The 14,987-nt window shown below is 76.0% G+C and carries 13 protein-coding genes; 5 read left to right on the top strand and 8 right to left on the bottom strand.

Features of this window, described 5'->3' with window-relative positions; all coding sequences use genetic code 11:
* Positions 1-50: 50 nt before the first annotated feature.
* Entirely contained in the window at positions 51-1,082 is a 1,032-nt protein-coding gene (locus tag QK440_RS15070) for a MerR family transcriptional regulator (RefSeq protein WP_282793595.1), read from the top strand.
* Positions 1,083-1,114: 32 nt separating this feature from the next.
* Here the strand turns inward: QK440_RS15070 and QK440_RS15075 are convergent, their stop codons facing one another.
* The 4 genes from QK440_RS15075 to QK440_RS41395 are packed head-to-tail and all read right to left on the bottom strand — an operon-like array spanning position 1,115 to position 6,658.
* Positions 1,115-2,110, bottom strand: a complete 996-nt coding sequence (locus QK440_RS15075) for a DUF5914 domain-containing protein (protein WP_282793596.1) — start codon at positions 2,108-2,110, stop codon at positions 1,115-1,117.
* Positions 2,107-3,135, bottom strand: coding sequence for a phytoene/squalene synthase family protein (locus QK440_RS15080; RefSeq protein WP_282793597.1), 1,029 nt, complete (start codon positions 3,133-3,135; stop codon positions 2,107-2,109). The genes QK440_RS15075 and QK440_RS15080 overlap by 4 nt, the downstream gene beginning before the upstream one ends.
* Positions 3,132-4,730: a phytoene desaturase family protein gene (gene crtI / locus QK440_RS15085; RefSeq protein ID WP_282793598.1), complete on the bottom strand. Its 1,599-nt coding sequence runs from the start codon at positions 4,728-4,730 to the stop codon at positions 3,132-3,134. The genes QK440_RS15080 and crtI overlap by 4 nt, the downstream gene beginning before the upstream one ends.
* The gene (locus QK440_RS41395; protein WP_349239293.1) at positions 4,727-6,658 is read right to left on the bottom strand and encodes a polyprenyl synthetase family protein; all 1,932 of its coding nucleotides are present in this window, start codon (positions 6,656-6,658) and stop codon (positions 4,727-4,729) included. The genes crtI and QK440_RS41395 overlap by 4 nt, the downstream gene beginning before the upstream one ends.
* A 376-nt stretch (positions 6,659-7,034) precedes the next feature.
* On the opposite strand from QK440_RS41395, the gene QK440_RS15095 reads away from it, so the two are divergent.
* From QK440_RS15095 to QK440_RS15105, 3 genes are read left to right on the top strand one after another with little or no spacing between them, the layout of a single operon-like run.
* Positions 7,035-8,390: a lycopene cyclase family protein gene (locus tag QK440_RS15095; RefSeq protein ID WP_282793599.1), complete on the top strand. Its 1,356-nt coding sequence runs from the start codon at positions 7,035-7,037 to the stop codon at positions 8,388-8,390.
* Positions 8,387-9,118 (top strand): class I SAM-dependent methyltransferase, encoded by a 732-nt coding sequence (locus tag QK440_RS15100; protein WP_282793600.1) that lies wholly within the window; start codon positions 8,387-8,389, stop codon positions 9,116-9,118. The genes QK440_RS15095 and QK440_RS15100 overlap by 4 nt, the downstream gene beginning before the upstream one ends.
* A gap of 40 nt (positions 9,119-9,158) precedes the next feature.
* On the top strand, positions 9,159-10,808 hold the full coding sequence (locus QK440_RS15105; protein ID WP_282793601.1) for an FAD-dependent oxidoreductase: 1,650 nt from the start codon (positions 9,159-9,161) through the stop codon (positions 10,806-10,808).
* 100 nt (positions 10,809-10,908) lie between these two features.
* On the opposite strand, the gene QK440_RS15110 is transcribed toward QK440_RS15105, so the two are convergent.
* The gene (locus QK440_RS15110) at positions 10,909-11,421 is read right to left on the bottom strand and encodes a YbaK/EbsC family protein (RefSeq protein ID WP_282793602.1); all 513 of its coding nucleotides are present in this window, start codon (positions 11,419-11,421) and stop codon (positions 10,909-10,911) included.
* Between the two features lie 589 nt (positions 11,422-12,010).
* On the bottom strand, positions 12,011-12,427 hold the full coding sequence (locus tag QK440_RS15115) for a carbohydrate-binding module family 20 domain-containing protein (RefSeq protein WP_282793603.1): 417 nt from the start codon (positions 12,425-12,427) through the stop codon (positions 12,011-12,013).
* 669 nt (positions 12,428-13,096) lie between these two features.
* On the opposite strand from QK440_RS15115, the gene QK440_RS15120 reads away from it, so the two are divergent.
* A complete protein-coding gene (locus QK440_RS15120; RefSeq protein ID WP_282793604.1) occupies positions 13,097-13,438 on the top strand; it encodes an STAS domain-containing protein in 342 nt (113 codons plus the stop codon).
* Positions 13,439-13,512: 74 nt separating this feature from the next.
* Here the strand turns inward: QK440_RS15120 and QK440_RS15125 are convergent, their stop codons facing one another.
* Positions 13,513-14,262, bottom strand: coding sequence for an ANTAR domain-containing protein (locus QK440_RS15125; RefSeq protein ID WP_282793605.1), 750 nt, complete (start codon positions 14,260-14,262; stop codon positions 13,513-13,515).
* Between the two features lie 54 nt (positions 14,263-14,316).
* Positions 14,317-14,982, bottom strand: coding sequence for a GAF and ANTAR domain-containing protein (locus QK440_RS15130; RefSeq protein ID WP_282793606.1), 666 nt, complete (start codon positions 14,980-14,982; stop codon positions 14,317-14,319).
* Positions 14,983-14,987: the final 5 nt, after the last annotated feature.

Genomic DNA, 14,987 nt, shown 5'->3' on the forward strand with positions numbered 1-14,987 from the left:
CCGGGAAGGCGGAACCGGACACGGCGGACGCGACCCGGGACGAGGGACTCATGACCATCGCGGACTCCGGCGCCCAGCCGTCGCCCGCGCCACCCGGCCCCCCGGTGGGCACACCGGGCGGCGCGGGGGTGACCACGGGCGTGCTGGCGCGATGCCTCGGCGTCTCCCCCATGACCCTGCGGTCCTGGGACCGCCGCTACGGCATCGGGCCCACGGCGCGTACCCAGGGCGGCCACCGTCGCTGGACGGCTGCGGACGTGGTGACGGTGCAGCAGATGTGCCGGCTCACGGCGACCGGCGTCCCCCCGGCGGACGCGGCGCGTGCCGCGCGCGCCGCGGGTACGGACCGCCCGCCGCCGGTGCCGGGGAGTGCCCCGCCACCCGGCAGGTCGCGGGCCGCCGGCGCGCTGCCGCTGGGCGACGTACGCCAGGAGTGCCGGGGCCTGGCCCGCGCGGCCGTACGGCTCGACGCCCCCGCTCTCGACGAGCGGCTCACCGCCGCCGTCGCCCGCCACGGGCTCGTGGCCGCCTGGGAGAACGTCATGGTCCCCACCCTGCGCGCGGTGGGACGCAGGTGGGCCTCCGCCGCCGAACAGGCCGACCGGGCCGAGCAGTACGTGGAGGTGGAGCACCTGCTCGCCTGGCACGTCTCCACCGCCCTGCGCCGCGGCGCCCCGCCCGCCCCGCCCCCGACGGCCCCGGCACCCGGCCGCACCCTCCTGGCCTGCGTGCCCGGCGAGCAGCACACCCTGGCCCTGGAGGCGCTGTACGCGGCCCTCGCCCTCGAAGGGCTGCCGGTGCGGATGCTCGGGGCGGCGGTACCGCCCGAGGCACTGGACGCGGCGGTGCGCCGGCTCGGCCCCGTCGCGGTCGTGCTGTGGGCCCAGGAATCCGTACGGGCGGCCCCGGCCCTGGCCCGGCACGTCGCCGGGGCGCGCTGGGGCATGAAGGGGACCCGGCGCGGCCCGGTGGTGCTCCTGTGCGGCCCCGGCTGGGGCCGGTCCCTGCCCGCGGGCATGCTGAGACCTCATGGGCTGCCCCAGGCGGTGGAGGCGCTGCGGAGCCTGTACCCCGCGCGGTGAACGGCCCTCGTACGCTCCGGGCCCGCGTCGCCTCACCCCGGGAAGCGGCCCGTGGACCGCAGGTGCCAGCGCCGTTCGGCGTACGCCAGGTCGTCCCGCCACAGGCGGCCGGCGGCCGTGCGGATCAGGGGGCGCAGCAGCGGCGCGGCGCGGCGGGCGGCGGTGAAGCCGCGGCGGTCCGAGGCGGCGATGACCGCCTCGACGACGGCGGTGCGGGGACGGCCGAGGGCGTCCGCGCCGAGCGGCGTGGCGTGGCTCTCCACGACGGAGCCCTCGCCTTCGCCCTCGGTGATGCGCATGACGACCGTGCGGGGCTCGGGCGCGGTGAACACGGCCCGCACCGGCACCACCAGACGCCCCACCACCTTGAAGGACACCTCGACGGTGAGGGCGTCCACGCCGCCGTCCGCCGCGCCGGGCGCGTCCACGACCCTCAGGTCGACGAAGGAGTAGGGGTGGAACCAGGCGCCGTGCCACGGGTCGAGCCGGTTGGCCACCACGTCCTGGGGCTCGCAGGTGCCCTCCCCCGTCCACACCGCGGCCAGGGCGCGCGCGGCCGCGGGGCGGCGCGGCACCACCGGCGCGGCCAGGGGTTCCTCCCCGCCCACCGCGTCCAGCCGCACCCACACCAGCACCCCGTCGTCGTGCACCGGCAGCGGCGTCCAGCCCGCGTACGGCTCGCCGTCCAGGGCGAGGCCGTGCCAGTGGCACACCAGCGTGCCGCAGCGCACCGGGCTGTCCCGCAGCGGTGCGCCCAGGTGCGGGCAGATCCCGGGCCCGCCGACGAGACGGCCACCGGGCCCGCGCCACACCACGACCTCCTGGCCCGCCACGGTCCGCGCCAGCTTGCCGTCCCGCCCCACCGCCCGCGAGGCGCCCAGGACGTACCAGTTCCCGGACGGACGGGCCTGCGCCCGGTGCAGCGCCTCGGCGATGACCGCGGGCCGCGCCTCGCGCCAGGTGGGCCGCTGGCGCTCCCAGGGCACGGCGTCGCGGCGCAGCGACAGCGGCAGGCGGCGGCGGTTCACACGCTCTCCTTCGTCCGGTGCGGCGCCGCCGCGGGGCCGGGCGCGGCGGCGCCCGGCGGGCGGGACAGCGATGGGCCGGCCGCGGGGCGTACGCGCGCCCGCAGCCGGGCTGCCGCCACCCGGGTCAGTCCGTCGGCGGCGACCAGGGCCCGGCGCCGGCGCGACACCGCCGAGCGGCGGTGCACGACGGTGTAGCCGTCGCGGGCGACGGCGTCCAGGATGCCGCCGTACAGCACGGCCGCGGTGCGGATGCAGGGCCGCGCCACCGGGTCGAGCAGCGCGATGCCGGGCACGGCCGCCCGGTAGACGCCGCGGGTCAGCGCCTCGAACTCCCTGAGCGCGGCGGTGATCCGGCGGTCCGGGCGCCCGGTGGCCCTGCTCCACACCAGCAGGTCGCGCTGCACGTCGTGCCCGGCGAGCAGGTCGGCGGGCAGGTACACGCGCCCGCGGTCCAGGTCCTCGCCGACGTCCCGCAGGAAGTTGCTCATCTGGAAGGCCTCGCCCAGGGCCGCCGCGTACGGCGCGGCCTCCTCCCGGGGGCCCACCGTGCCGAGCACCGGCAGCATCTGCAGCCCGATCACCGCGGCCGACCCGTGCATGTAGCCGCGCAGGTCGGCGTACGTGGGGTAGTCCCGCACCACCAGGTCGGCGCGCATGGCGGCCATGAAGTCCCGGAAGTGGGCGTGGTCGATGGCGTAGCGGCGGGCGGTGTCGGCGAGCGCGCGCACCACCGGCTCGTCGCCGCCGCCGCGCCGCAGCCCGTCCTCCAGCTCGTCCCGCAGCCGGGCCAGCGCCCGCCCGCGCGCCTGGGCGCCGCCGCCCGGGCCCGGTGCGTCGACGATGTCGTCGGCCCAGCGGGCGAAGCCGTACAGCGCGTGCACGGCGGACCGGCGCTCGACCGGCAGCAGCCGGGTGGCCAGGAAGTACGTCCTGCCGTGCCGCGCGTTGAGGATCCGGCAGTGCCGGTAGGCCGCGCGCAGCGCGGGGCCGGTGATCCCCGCGGCGTCCAGTTCCCGGTCGGTCACGGGGCTGTGCCTCCGCTCGCGGCGTCGGCGCCCCGACCGGCGACGGCGGCCGGGGACGCGCCCCGGGCCGGTGCGGGTGGGGAGGTGCGCGTTCTGGCGGTACGCCGACCGTGGGGCAGGCCGGTCACCCGGGCCGCGGCCAGCTTTCCCGACAGCAGGACGGTGGGCACGCCGACGCCGGGGGTGGTGCCGCAGCCGGCCAGGACGGCGTTGTCGGTGCCGCGCACCAGGTTGCGCGGCCGGAACGGGCCGGTCTGGGCGAAGGTGTGCGCGGCGGAGAACGGCGTCCCCGCGGCGTGCCCTTGGGCGTGCCAGTCGGCCGGGGTGACCAGGCACTCCTCCTCGATGGCGGCCCCCAGGCCGTCCAGGCCGCGCCGTTGGAGCTCGCGCAGGAGGGCGTCGCGGTAGCGCGGGCCGAGGTCGGTCCAGGAGGCCGCGGCCGGGCCGATGTCGGTGTTGGGGCAGGGGGCGAGGAGGTAGTGCAGGTGCCGGCCCGGCGGTGCCAGGGAGGGGTCCGTGGCGGTGGGGCGGGTGATGAGCAGCGATGGGTCGCTCATCAGCCGCCCGGCGCGGGTGAGTTCGTCGAACGTGCCGCGCCAGGCCGCGCCGAAGGAGATCGTGTGGTGGGCCAGGTGCGGCCACGTGCGGTCGGTCCCGGCGTGCAGCACCACCGCGGACGGGGAGTGGCGCAGCCGCAGCGGCCGCAGCGGGCGGCGGCCCAGCAGCCGGTAGGCGACCGGCAGGTCCGGGGTGAGGACCACGGCGTCGCACGGGATGCGGCCCGCGTCGGTGACGACGGCCGTGATCCGCGCCCCGGTGCGCTCGAGCCTGCGCACGCGCCGCCCGAAGTGCAGCTCGGCCCCCGCGTCGGCCGCGGCGTCCGCCATGGCCTGCGGCAGGGCGTGCATGCCGCCGCGCGGGAAGTACACGCCCGCGACGGTGTCCATGTAGGCGATGACCGCGTACGCGGCCAGCGCCCGCGCCGGGGGCACACCGGCGTACAGCGACTGGAAGGAGAACACCCGGCGCAGCCGCTCGTCGTCCACGAAGCGGCCGATCCGCGCGTCCAGGCGGCCGAACCCGCCGAGCGCCGCCAGCCTGGCGAGGTCGGCGCCGAGCAGGCCGAGCGGCGAGTCGAAGTTGGTGTCGATGAACCGGCGCATCTGCACCCGGTACAGCCGCTCGAGCCAGGCGCGCAGCCGCCGGTAGCCCGCGGCCTGCGCGGCTCCGGCGAACCGCTCCACCTCCGCGGCCATCGCCTCCGCGTCGGTGTGCACGTCGAGCCTGCTGCCGTCCGCGAAGCAGGCCCGGTACGCGGGGTGCAGCGCCACCAGGTCGACGCGGCGGTACAGGCTGTCGCCCACGGCGGCGAACGCCTCGTCGGCGAGTTCCGGCATGGTCAGCACGGTGGGGCCGGTGTCGACGCGGTAGCCGCCGAGGTCGAGGCGCCCGGCCCTGCCCCCGGGCAGCTCCTCGCGCTCGACCATGCTGACGCGGCGTCCGGCGCCCAGCAGGTGCAGGGCCGCCGACAGGCCGGCCAGTCCGGCGCCGACGACCACCACGTGGTCCGTGGGTCCGGGCAGGGACCGCGTCATCGGACGGCCTCCTCGCCCGGGCGGGGCCGAGTGCCGTGGTGGGCGCCGGTGCCCTCGCGTGCGGTGGTGTTGCCGCGGGCTGCCGCGCTGGTGCCCTCGCGTGCGCTGGGATTACCGCGGGCGCTGGTGCTGTCGTGGAGGCTGGGGTTGCCGCGGGCTGCCGGGCTGGTGCCGTCGCGGACGCTGGGGTTGCCGCGGGCGCTGGCGTTACCGCGGGCCGCCGGGCTGATGCCGTCACGGGCGCTTGGGTTACCGCGTGCACTGGTGCTGTCGTGGACGTGGGCGTTGCCGCAGGTGGTGGGGTTGCCGCAGGCTGCCGCGCTGGTGCCGTCGCGAACACTGGTGCCGTCGTGGACGCTGGTGTTACCGCGGGCCGTCGCGCTGATGCCCTCACGAGCGCTGGGGTTGCCGCGGGCGCCGGGGTTGCCGCTACCCGCCGCGCTGGTGCCGCTGTCGGCTCCCGTGCTGCTGCCGTCGCAGGCCCCCGCGCCGGTGTGCGCTGCCTCCTCGCCGTGGGTCGGACGCGCGGCGGGGTCCGCGCCCGGTCGCGCCCCGGCCACCGCCAGCAGCAGGCCGCGCAGTTCGGCGGCGCCCTCCGGGGCGAGGCGGGCGCCGTCGACATGGCGCAGGCTCCGCGCGGCGAGGCGCTCGATCTTGGCCTCCACGGCGGCCCGCGCACCCGTCGCCACCAGCACCTCGCGCACCCGCGCCAGGCCGCTCGCGGTGAGCGACGCGTCGCCGAGCCACCGCTCCAGCACGGCCAGCGCCTCCAAGTCACCGGCCGCCTCGGCCCGCGCCCGGGCCACCGCGACCGGATAGGTCGGCTTGCCCTCGCGGATGTCGCCGCCGCACGCCTTGCCGGTCTCGCGCGGGTCGCCGAAGACGTCGTCCAGGTCGTCCCGGAGCTGGAACGCCAGCCCCGCGCACCGGCCCGCCTCGCCCAGCCGCCGCAGCGTCGACTCGTCCGCGCCCGCCACCGCCGCGCCCAGCGCGAGGGGCCGCTCCACCGAGTACGCGGCGCTCTTGAGGCAGGCGGCGCGCAGCGCGCGGGGCAACGACCGCGCGGCGGTGACCTGCCCCCGGACGTCCAGGTACTGGCCCGCCACCATCTCGGTCCGCATGTCGCTCCACAGCCGTCGCACCACCGCGGCGGTCCAGTCGGTCAGCGGCGTCTGCGCCACCAGGTCGTCCGCCCAGGCCAACGCCAGGTCACCGGCGAGGATCGCGGCCGACTGCCCGAACCGGTCGGCCCGTTCGCACCCCACCCGGGCGACGTGGTCGGCGGCCACGTCCGCGTGCAGCGCGGGCCTGCCGCGCCGCAGGGACGCCCGGTCCATCACGTCGTCGTGCACGAGTGCACAGGTCTGGAGCAGTTCCAGGGCGGCACCGACCCGCAGGGCCGCCGCCGCGGCCGCCGGGTCCCGCCCGGCGCAGGCCCGTGCGGCCCACCACACCAGCCGCGCCCGCATGCGCTTGCCGCCCCGCAGGGTGAAGCGGGTCACCCGTTCGGCCAGCTCCTGGGCGAAGACGGCGTCCGCCTGCCGGGCCCGGTGCAGACGCTCCGTCAACACGTGGCCGAGCATGCGGCCGACGGCCCCGGGCACGTCGGCGTCGATCTCGCGCACCTCGCGGGGCCCCCAGGCGGACAGCTCACCGCTCGCCGGGTCCCACCACCGCGCGGGCGCGGTTCCCGTACCGGCGTCAGCGGCGGATATGCGCGACGGGGCCGCCCCGCATGCTTCCACCGTGGGTACGCGGCCCGCCCCTGACGCCTCGGCCGCGGCCGCCCGGGCCCCGAGGGTCGCGGCCGCGCCCGCCTCGGCCGTGGTGTCCTCCGCCGCGGCTGCCCGGGCAGCGGACGCCTCCGCGACAGCGACCAGGCGCGGTGGCGCGGTCGTGGGGTGGTCGTGGGCGTGGCTGGGGCGCATCCCGGTTCCCTCCATGGAGTCCGTCGTTGCCGTCACCTTCTGTTTCGGCGCGGGTGGCGCGGACGGATGCGCGATCTCTCCCGTTTCCACCAGGTCCCGGGCCCGCTCGCTTCTACGCTGCCGTGTCCGCGGCCCGGGTGCTCGCTGACCGGGGGTGCCCTGCATCCGATGGGGTGCTCAGGGCCGAAGAGAAGGCGGGAAGACGAGAAAACGGGAATCACCGATGAGCCCGGCCACCACCGCCCTGCCGCACGCCCCGGGCACCCACCGGCCCGAACCTCGGCGGGCCCGGGCACCCACCGGCCCCGCACCCCGGCGGGCCCGGAAGCACCAGCCGGAGGAAGTCGGTCGGACGAGCCGGAGGAAGGAGAGCACCGTGCCGCAGTGGGACGTGGCCGTGGTCGGGGCGGGGGCCGCCGGTCTGTCGCTGGCTCACCGCCTCGCAGGCCACGCGACGGGCTTGCGCACACCTTCGGTGGTGCTCATCGACGCACCCCCCGGGCCGCTGCGGCCGCCCCCGCGCACCTGGTGCCACTGGGCGGCGGGTCCGGGCCGGTTCGACGCGGCCGTCAGCGCCCAGTGGCACCGGGTACGCGTACGCCCCCACGCCGGCGCCACCGACGGGGACGGCGTCGTCAGGGACATCTCCCCGCTGCGGTACCGCATGATCCGCTCCGACGACTTCGAGCGCCTGGTGCTGCGGGACCTGGCCCGCAGCACCAACGTCCACCGCCTGCAAGGGACCGTGGACACCGTGCGGGACGGTCCGGACGGCGCCCAGGTGTGCCTGCGGGACACCGACGGCGCGGCGCGGGTGCTCGACGCCCGCTGGGTGTTCGACTCGCGGCCGCCGACCGGCCTGCCGGCCGCCCGCACCCTGCTGCTCCAGCACTTCCACGGCTGGTTCGTGCACACCGCGCGGCCCGTCTTCGACCCCGCCACCGTGGAGCTGATGGACTTCCGCACCCCGCAGCCCGCCCACGGCCTGTCCTTCGGCTACGTGCTGCCGCTCACCCCGCACGAGGCGCTCGTGGAGTACACCGAGTTCTCCGCCCGCCCCCTTACGCCGCCCGCCTACGAGGCCGCCGTACGGCACTACGCCGACGACGTGCTGCGGCTCGGCGAACGGCGGGTCTCCGCCACCGAGACCGGTGTCATCCCGATGTCCGACGCGCCGCTCCCCCGCCGGGCGGGCGAGTCCGTGTTCCGGATCGGTGCCGCCGGTGGCGCCACCCGCCCCGCCACCGGCTACACCTTCGCCGCGATCCAGCGCCAGGCCCGGGCCGTCGCCCGCGCCCTGCGCGAGGGGCGCCGCCCGGTACCGCCCGCCGCGCACTCGGCCCGCTCCCGCGCCATGGACGCCGTCCTGCTGCGCGCGCTGGACAGCGGCCGGGTGGACGGGCCGGAGCTGTTCACCCGCCTGTTCGCCCGGGTGCCCGGGGCCCGGTTGCTGCGCTTCCTCGACGGGGACACCCGCCTCCACGAGGACCTGGCGATCGGCCTGCGCACCCCCGCCGGGCCCATGCTGCGCTCCGCCCTGGACCTGCCCCGCCTCCGCCGCCGCCCCTTCGACGTCCCCGCAGCGCCCCACCTGCCACCGCACCCGGCCCACCCACCGCGTACGCCGCCGCGCCCGACCGGCTCGCCGCTCCCGGCCGAACGGCCGCACCCGTCACCGCACCCGGCCGACTCCCCGCATACGCCACCGCACCCCCCGACGGAGACCGCATGACCCTCCTGCGCGACGAGGACCTCGCCGCCGCCTTCGACCACGCCTCGCGCAGTTACGACACCCTCGTGGCCGCCAACCCCGGCTACCACGCCCACCTGCGCCGCTCGGTACGCCGTTTGGGCCTGCCCGGTGGCGGGCGGGGACTGCGCCTGCTCGACCTCGGCTGCGGCACCGGCGCCTCCACCGCGGCGCTGCGCTCCGTGCTGCCCGCCGCCGACATCACGGCCGTGGACGCCTCGGCCGGCATGCTGCGGCGGGCGGCGGCCAAGCCGTGGGCGCGCGAGGTGACCTTCGTCCACGCCCCCGTCGAGCGGCTGGCCGAGGCCGGGGTGCGCGGGGGCTTCGACGCGGTCTTCGCCGCCTACCTCTTCCGCAACGTCACCGATCCCGACGCCGTCCTCGCCACCGTGCGCGGCCTGCTCCGGCCGGGCGGGCGGCTCGGCGTCCACGAGTACACCCTCAGCGGGCGGCGCGGCGACCGCGCGGTGTGGACGCTGGTGTGCCGGGGCGTGGTGCAGCCCGCCGCGACGCTGCTGGGCGACGGTCGGCTGTACCGGCACCTGTGGCGCAGCGTCGTCGAGTTCGACACCGCCGGGCGGTTCGCGCTGCGGCTGCGCGCGGCGGGCTTCGAACGGGTCCGCCCCCTGCCCCTGCCGGGCTGGCAGACCGGCATCACCCACACCTTCGTGGCCCGCCGACCCGACGAACGGGCCGAGGGAGCGCGATGAGCGCCGCCCGCCCATCCGACGAACCGACCCAGGAAGCGCGATGAGCACCTCACCCGCCCGCGCGGCCACCGGCCGCGGCACCGTACCCCCGCCCCACAGGGGCCGCGGCCCCGCCCGCCGGGACCGCGACCGGCGAGCGGTCGTCCTGCCCGCCCGGCCCGGGACCCCGCGCGTGCAGGGGCCGCCGCCGTCGGTGGCCGTGATCGGCGGCGGCATCGCCGGACTCGCCGCGGCCACCGCGCTCGCCGAACGCGGCGTGGCCGTCACCCTGTACGAGAAGGAGTCCTACCTCGGCGGGCGGGCCGGGGGCTGGCCGACCGAACTCCGCGACGGCACCCCGGTGACCATGAGCCGCGGCTTCCACGCCTTCTTCCGCCAGTACTACAACCTGCGCGCCCTGCTGCGCCGCACCGACCCCGCCCTGGAGCGGCTCACCGGCCTGCCCGACTACCCGCTGCTGCACGCCTGCGGCCTGCGCGACAGCTTCCGGCACGTCCCGCGCACCCCGCCGTTCAGCGCGCTCGGCTTCGTCGCGCTCAGCCCCTCGTTCCGGCTGCGGGACCTGCCCGCCATGAACCCGGGCGCGGCCCTGCCACTCCTCGACGTGCGCGTGCCCGAGGTGTACGACCGCCTGGACGCGACCAGCGCCCACGACTTCCTGGACACCCTGCGCTTCCCCCGCAGCGCCCGCCACCTCGCCTTCGAGGTGTTCTCCCGCAGCTTCTTCGCCGACCCGCGCCACCTGTCGGCGGCCGAGATGGCGCTGATGTTCCACATCTACTTCCTCGGCTCCTCCGAAGGCCTGCTCTTCGACGTCCCCGACGCCCCCTACCCCACCGCCCTGTGGCACCCCCTCGCCACCCACCTCGGCGGCCACGGCGCCCGCGTCCGCACCGGTACGGCCGTCCAGCACGTCGCGCCCACCCCGGACGGCGGCCACACCGTCGCCACCGACCACGACGAACTCCGCTACGACGCCGTCGTCCTCGCCCTCGACACCGGCGGCCTGCGCTCCCTGGTGCAGCGCAGCGCAGAGGTGGGCGACACCCTCTGGCGCGAACGGATCGCCCGGCTCCGCATCGCCCCGCCCTTCCTGGTCACGCGCCTGTGGCTGGACCGGCCGGTCGCGCCCGAGCGGCCCGGCTTCCTCGGCACCAGCGGCTTCGGCAGCCTCGACAACGTCAGCGTGCTGGAGCGCTGGGAGGACGAGGCGGCCCGCTGGAGCGCCCGCACGGGCGGCTCCGTCGTGGAACTGCACGCCTACGCCGTACCGCCGGACGCGACGCGGGAGGTGGAGCAGAAGCTCCTCCTCGACCAACTCCACCGCGTCTACCCGGAGACCCGTACGGCCGCGGTGCTCGACGCCCGCCACGTCTGGCGCGACGACTGCCCGCTGTTCCCGGTGGGCGGCCACACCGACCGCCCCACCGTACGCACCCCGCACCCCGGCCTGGTCGTCGCCGGCGACCTGGTCCGCACCGACCTGCCCGTGGCCCTCATGGAACGCGCCGCCACGACCGGCTTCCTGGCCGCCAACACCCTCCTGGAGCGCTGGGGAGTACGAGGCCACCCCCTCAAGACGGTCCCGGACCGCGGCCGCAGCCCGCTCCTGCGCGCCCTGGCGACGGCCTCCTCCACCCGCTCCCGGCGTCCACCACGGACACCGTCCTCCACCGCCGACGCCCTCTGACGCAACGCAAGGCGCACCAAGGACGAGCCGGCCAGCCGTCCGCGGTGCCGTTCGGCACGACGGAGGACGAACGCCGCTGCCCCGGCACCGGCGGCGGGGTTCAGTACTTCACAAGAGGGTTGCCGGTCTTCGACACGAGGGCCGCCCAGTCGGAGGCCTCGACCTCGATCGTCTCGGTCGGCGGCCCGGGCGAGAAGATGAGCCACCGCTCCTGTCCGACAGCGCTGTCGAGCAACAGCGTCACCTGCGGCGGAAGCCCGAAAGGAACCGCGCATCCAGGCACGCAGCCCGTGACGGACCGCAACTCCTCCCCCGAGGCGATGGAGAACTTCTCCCCCAGCGCCGCCCGCGCCCTGGCGGTGTCGAGCCGTCGGCCCTCGACCGAGACGAACATCGCGTACCGGCCGCTCTTGCCGCGCAGGAAGAGCGACTTGGTCTCGGTGCCCGTGAGGCCGAAGCGCTCCCTGACGGCAGCAGCCGTCTCGTAGTCGAGGACGGGCTCGTGCTCGTGTGGCGAGAAATCGACACCCGCCTCGGCGAACAGGTCCGCGACCCGCTGCCGCACACCGGCGACGGCGGACTCGTCGGCGGCTGACATGTGGCCGTCGACCATGGGAACTCCATTCCTTTCGCACTGCCTGACAGCCCGAGGCCTTCCGTCGCCTGCGCCGGACAGGCCGGACCAGCCCCTCAAGAATTCCGGGACACCGACTGTATCCGGAGGGAAAGCCGAGCCTGGCCACGACAGCCCGAACCAGCCATCAGGCATCGGGAGTTCACTCTGGCGGGGTCCTGCACAGGCAGGCGCTGCGCCGCATCCGTTACGGGTCAGCGCGCCTCACTGCGATCCCCCACGGTTGCGACCCCGGTTGCGCCACAAATGCACCAGCATGACGACTCCCAGAACGATCGCCACAGCGGTGAACGCCACCTGGCCCCAGACGGGGAGGTCGGGGCCACCGCCAGGAGCTGCCATGTCCGCCATCGCCATCTCTCCACCCTCCTTGCCGCAGCATGCGGCTCCGTCGGTACGTCTTACCCCTGATCCCCCGTTCACCGCCCATGAGTTGAGGGCGCCCCGGGCGGGGTGGATACGCCGGGTACGAGGCGACCGCGGCGCCGTACCCGCTGCTCGACACGGGCTTTCACATCCGCAGGCGGAGGGCCGGGCGGTTAACCCGCCCGGCCCTCGCTGCGGGTGGTCAGTTACGGAAGGTGTCGTGGGTGATGTAGGTGCCTGTCGGCGGGGTGACGGTGGTGCGGTCGGGGCCGCTCTCCCAGATGACGGGGGTGTTGACGGCCTTGATGATGTACTTGTACTCCACCTTGGTGCCGGCGGGCAGGACCACGGTCGCCGACCAGGTCGGGTAGGAGGCCGAGGAGAGCGGTACCGCCTTGTTCGGGTTCCACGACCCCAGCTCCGGGCGGTTGCCGGTCACGTAGACCTGCTGGCCCCACTGCGTCTGCGCGGTGACGTTGAACGTCGCCACCACCGAGTTCTGCCGCGCCCCTGCGGCCGGTGCGGCCGACGCCGGTGACGCCACGAACGCCCCGAGGAGCAGGGCGAGTACCGCCGCGATGCCCAGGCGCAGGCGCATGTGAGGTCGGGTGCGATCCATGAGTGTGCCCTTTCGGAAGTTGGCGAAGGGGTGGGTCAGGCCCTGACAGGCGCCCATCGTTGTGAAGGCACACCGCTTTCGCAAGCTACTGCAAGAGATTTCAGACATGGTGTCGCGTTGAAGCAACTCCCCTGGTTCACGCGGTTGTTATGGGGGTGAAACGCTTGCAACGATCCCCGCGGCAGTGGCTGCGGAGGGCGGTTCCGTGCGGACCTGGACAATCGTTGCCGCGTACCGCTGCCGCACGTGCCCGGAGGCTTGGCCGGTCGGCAGGACCGGACGTCAACGCCTTCGGCTGCCGGGCCACCGGGCGATGACCGGAAGTACGCACGCTGCCGACGGCCCCGGGGGCGGGACGAACAGCGCTTCCGCGGTCGTCCGGAGCCCGGTCCCGACCCCACGGAGAGGGGCATCCGGCTGTGACATCGGTCAAGGTTTACCTATGCGGCCCAGACGGGCTGGCCAGGACAGGGGCGGGCGTGCCACGCTGCCGAGAGGCCAGCCTGGTCTGGTGAGAGACCCCGTGCCGCCTTCATGCCACCCCTCGCCGGTGGCCGGGGACCGGTACGGGTGGTCTTGCCCGGCTGCGTGCGGCCCAACGCCGCGTGCTTGACGGCCCGCCCCCGGCGGCGGCCGCGAGAGGCTCGATCCCGGAACCGGGGACGAACCATGCCTGACTTCACCGTGACAGCCATTCACCACCTCGACGGCACCGTCATCGCCGTGACCGGCGAGTTGGACATCCGCACCTGCCCGCGCGTGGAGGAAGCCACCGCCGTCCTGCCCGTCGGGAACAAGACGCTGCACCTTGACCTGTCCGGGGTCTCCTTCATGGACTCCATGGGCCTCAACCTGCTCCTGCGGCTGCGCAACCGCATACACGGCAGCGGAGGCCACCTGGTCCTGGCCGGCGTCCAGGCCCAGCCCTGCGCCGTACTGCGCCTGACGGAGGCGCACGCGCTCTTCGACATCACGTGCACCACCGACGGCCTCATCGGCTCGGCACACTGACGGGCCCAGGCCCTCGTGGCGGGGCGGGACGCGGTACGGCCGGCACCACCCCGCATCGGCGCCGCCGCCGGAGCTCAGTCCGTCGAGGAGGTGTCGGCCGGGGGCCGTGAAGCCGGAGGGGCCGCGGTGAGGTCGCCGGCGGTCAGGACGTGCCGGGCGGTGGTGGTGAGCAGGACGCGGTGCCGGCGGGCGTGGCCGCGCAGGACGGCGAAGGCGTCGTTGAGGGAGGCGCCGCTCCGGGCGGCGAGATAGCCCTTGGCCTGCTCGATGAGGATGCGGCTGTGCAGGGCGGTGTGGAGCTGCTCGTCGACGGTGCCGGTCTGCTGCAGGGTCCGGGCGTGGATCAGGCCGATGGTGGCCGCGTCGGCGAACGCCTGGGCCGTGGACAGGTCCTGCGCGGGCAAGGGGCTGCTGCTGAGCAGCAGGAGGCTCCCCAGGGCCTGCCGGCGCAGCCGCATCGGTACGGCGGCGGCGTAGGTGTAGCCGGCCCCGCGCGCCCGGGCGGTGAAGCGCTCCCAGTCGGCGGGGGCGCGGGCGAGGTCGCCGGGGGCCACCGGGGCAGCGGCGCGGTAGGCCTCCAGGGCGGGGCCCTCGCGCGGGGCCAGGTCCAGGACGCCGGCCAGGGCGGCGCTGGGGTCGCACGGCGCCGGGCTGTACATGTGCTCCGGCTCGGGGTAGGCCAGCAGGACCGCGGCGTCGGCGAGGGCGAAGATGTCACGGCAGCGGGCGGTGAGCTGGTGCAGGAAGTCGATGACGTCGAAGTCCTGGACCAGTGTGTCGGCAAGCTCCACGAAGGTCCGGGCGATCTCTTCGTCCCTGCTCATGTCCTCAACTCCTGGATGCGCGCCGGTCGAACGGCGCGGTGGGCCCCGGGGGATTCACGACGGCAGCTCCCGCAGGATGTCGTGGGCGGCGTCGGCCAGGTCCTGGCCGGCGGCGAACGCCTGGGCCCGCAGCCGTGCCAGCGCCTCGTCCGGCGCGATGCCCAGCCGGTAGCTGAGCACCCCGGTGGCCTGGTGCACCTCGGCCCGGTGCAGCTCGATCATGCCCGCCGTGCCCGGCCCGTCGCCGGAGGCGTCGCTGTCCGGCCGCCAGGCCAGCAGCCGGCCGGCCAGCGCGTCGGCCACCCGCAGCCCGTCCGCCGCCTGGAGCCGCGTCAGCCCGCCCGGCTGCGTACGGTAGCCCGACAGGGTCCCCAGGCGGGCCAGTCCGGACCGGACCGGCCACACGAACACCGCCCGCACCCCCATCGTCCCGGCCTCGGCGGCGAACTGCGGCCACCGCTCGTCCGCCCGCAGATCCACGACCTGGCAGGGGACGTCGACGAAGTCAGCCGTCACCCCCGGCCCCTGCCCCAGGGTGAACTGGACGTCCTCCAGCCAGGCGCTGGTGTCGTCGCTGAACCACACCAGCTCCGAACCCGACCGCATGGACACCGCGATGCCGTCCAGACCCAGCACCCGCGCACACCGCGCCGACCACACACGGTGCTGCTCCTTGCCGACGGCCTCCCCCAGGCCGCCGAGCACTTCCTGCACAGACATGCGCT

The sequence above is a fragment of the Streptomyces sp. CC224B genome (assembly GCF_030010595.1).
Taxonomy (GTDB): domain Bacteria; phylum Actinomycetota; class Actinomycetes; order Streptomycetales; family Streptomycetaceae; genus Streptomyces; species Streptomyces longispororuber.

Coding starts and splice junctions, on each gene's coding strand:
- QK440_RS15070 (WP_282793595.1), top strand. CDS start 51: ATGACCATCGCGGACTCCGGCGCCCAGCCGTCGCCCGCGCCACCCGGC.
- crtI (WP_282793598.1), bottom strand. CDS start 4,730: ATGACGCGGTCCCTGCCCGGACCCACGGACCACGTGGTGGTCGTCGGC.
- QK440_RS41395 (WP_349239293.1), bottom strand. CDS start 6,658: ATGCGCCCCAGCCACGCCCACGACCACCCCACGACCGCGCCACCGCGC.
- QK440_RS15100 (WP_282793600.1), top strand. CDS start 8,387: ATGACCCTCCTGCGCGACGAGGACCTCGCCGCCGCCTTCGACCACGCC.
- QK440_RS15105 (WP_282793601.1), top strand. CDS start 9,159: ATGAGCACCTCACCCGCCCGCGCGGCCACCGGCCGCGGCACCGTACCC.
- QK440_RS15110 (WP_282793602.1), bottom strand. CDS start 11,421: ATGGTCGACGGCCACATGTCAGCCGCCGACGAGTCCGCCGTCGCCGGT.
- QK440_RS15115 (WP_282793603.1), bottom strand. CDS start 12,427: ATGGATCGCACCCGACCTCACATGCGCCTGCGCCTGGGCATCGCGGCG.
- QK440_RS15120 (WP_282793604.1), top strand. CDS start 13,097: ATGCCTGACTTCACCGTGACAGCCATTCACCACCTCGACGGCACCGTC.
- QK440_RS15125 (WP_282793605.1), bottom strand. CDS start 14,262: ATGAGCAGGGACGAAGAGATCGCCCGGACCTTCGTGGAGCTTGCCGAC.
- QK440_RS15130 (WP_282793606.1), bottom strand. CDS start 14,982: ATGTCTGTGCAGGAAGTGCTCGGCGGCCTGGGGGAGGCCGTCGGCAAG.